Source organism: Dietzia sp. DQ12-76, from assembly GCF_014145045.1.
In the GTDB taxonomy this organism is placed as follows: Bacteria; Actinomycetota; Actinomycetes; order Mycobacteriales; family Mycobacteriaceae; genus Dietzia.
Map to the genome: position 1 here is coordinate 2,966 of NZ_JAALDV010000433.1, position 2,159 is coordinate 5,124.

Genomic DNA, 2,159 nt, shown 5'->3' on the forward strand with positions numbered 1-2,159 from the left:
CGGTCCCCAGCACCGAGCGGAGCACGGCCACCCCACCGCCCTCGGGCATGTGCACGTCGAGCAGGACCACGTCGGGCCGTACCCGTCCGATGCCGGCGACGGCCTCCGCGACCGACCCCGCCTCGCCCACCACCTCGATCCCGGCCTGACCGGCCAGCTCGGCCCGGACACCGCTGCGGAACACCGCGTGGTCGTCGACGAGGAACACCCGGCACACCCTGACGCCACCCACCGGCTCGTCCGTCATTCGCCCTCCAGCGGCATCTCGATCCCGATCTCGGTTCCGCGACCGAGAGTACTGCGCACCGTCACGCTGCCGCCCCGGCTCTCGACACGGTGCCGGATGGACTGGGACAACCCGTGTCGATCACCGCCCACGTCGTCAGGGTCGAAACCGCAGCCGCGGTCACGGACGAAGGCGGTGAGCACCTGGTCGTCGTTCTCCACGAACACGTCGGCGGTGTCGACGCCGGCATGCTTGGCCACGTTGACCAGGCCCTCGCGGACGGCGCCCAGCACAGCCTCCTCGGCGTCGCCGACCGGACCGTCGCCGCCCACCACCACCTGGTCCACCCGCAGACCGTAGGCGTCCTCGACGTCCCCGACGATCACCTCGACGGCCCCGGCGACGGTGGTCGCACCCGAGGACATGCGTGACCCCGCCCCGAAGAGCCACTGCCGCAGCTCGCGCTCCTGCCGACGGGCCAGCCGTGACACCTGGGCGGGGTCGTCGGAGCGCTTCTGGATCAACGCCAGCGTCTGCAGCACCGAGTCGTGCAGGTGGGAGGCGATGTCGCTGCGCTCGGACTCACGGATGCGGGCCGCGCGTTCCTCCTCCAGCGACCGCCACAGCCGCAGCCCCACGGGAACGCTGAGCAACGCCACTCCGACCAGGGTCGCCAGCACCGCCAGGAACGACGACCGCAGGGCGGCGAACTCGACCTGCCCCAGCACCACGACGGCCAGTCCGACGACGACGAGGGTCGCCCCGGCGGTGACCCTGGCCCAGTCGAAGACGGACCGGGGAGCCACCCGTCCCCCACCGTCGTACTGCTGCCAGACCAGCCCGGCGCCCAGTGCCACGATCAGGACGGGCACGATCACGTGCAGTCCCGTCGCGGTGGTGACCATGAACGACAGCACCGACCCCACCACCGCCACCACGGCGAGGGCCATGCCGCGCCGCCGCTCCCGCGCGTCCACGGAGGCGGCTCCCTCCAGGGCCCGCGCCGACGGGGTCAGAGCCCATAGGGCGGCGTAGAACAGCACACCCGCACCGGACAGGGTGGCGAGCACCACCATCGCCAGGCGCACATGGGTGACCCGCACCCCCAGATGGGCCGCGAGTCCCGCGCACACACCGGCGACGACGGATCCATCGGAGATCCTGGCCAGCGGCGGGTACCACCGGAACCCCACCGGCTGCACAGCCGGCACGGGAGGCCGTGGGACGACCGGCGGTTGCGGCGCGGGGGCCGATACCTGATCGGTCGCCTTCTCACTCATACCGCCATGGTCACAGATCGCGACCCGGGGCGCATCGGGGGTCGACCCCGAGAATCCCGGGGTCCGGATCTCAGGGTCGGCCCCCGATGTGGAAAGGCGTCCCGCCCGCCACGATGGAGTCATGTCCAGCTCCAGCACCCACGACGTCCCATCAGAGCTCCGCTCCCTGTGGCGGACCCGACCCGTCCGGACCCCGGACGACGCCAAGGTCGCCGGCATCTGCGGCGGCTTCGGCCGACGCTACGGCGTGGACCCCGTCCTGTTCCGTATCGCCTTCGTGATCGCCGCACTCTGGGGCGGGGCCGGGGTGTTCCTGTACGCACTGTTGTGGCTCCTCCTGCGCTCCGCCGGAGACGAGGTCTCCAAAGGGGAGGCGCTGATCGGGAAGGGCCGGGCATCCGGCTCCAGGATCACGGCGGTGATCCTCGTCGTGGTCGTCCTCCTCAGCGCACCGACATTCGGCGGTTCCGGGGAGAGCCTCTTCGTGGGGGCGGGATTCCTCATCGCCCTCGCCATGCTCGCGGGCTGGTACGGACTCCACCGCCGCACCCCCGTGCCACCCGCCGGGTGGTCCGAGGTGTCGGCCGTACGGCCTCAGTCGGCCCGGGCCGACGCCGGCCGCACCGCCGGGGCGTCACAGGAACCGGGCTCCG

The 2,159-nt window shown here is 72.3% G+C and carries 3 protein-coding genes; 1 reads left to right on the forward strand and 2 read right to left on the reverse strand.

What is annotated here, in order from left to right; genetic code table 11:
- A partial coding sequence (locus tag G6019_RS14145) for a response regulator transcription factor (RefSeq protein ID WP_182627843.1) occupies positions 1-247 on the reverse strand: 247 nt, incomplete at its 3' end.
- Positions 244-1,506, reverse strand: coding sequence for an ATP-binding protein (locus G6019_RS14150; RefSeq protein WP_231750488.1), 1,263 nt, complete (start codon positions 1,504-1,506; stop codon positions 244-246). The genes G6019_RS14145 and G6019_RS14150, both read right to left, overlap by 4 nt.
- A 121-nt stretch (positions 1,507-1,627) precedes the next feature.
- Here G6019_RS14150 and G6019_RS14155 point away from each other — a divergent pair.
- Positions 1,628-2,159: PspC domain-containing protein (locus G6019_RS14155; RefSeq protein ID WP_182613457.1), on the forward strand; the 532-nt coding region annotated here is incomplete at its 3' end.

Coding starts and splice junctions, on each gene's coding strand:
- G6019_RS14150 (WP_231750488.1), bottom strand. CDS start 1,506: ATGAGTGAGAAGGCGACCGATCAGGTATCGGCCCCCGCGCCGCAACCG.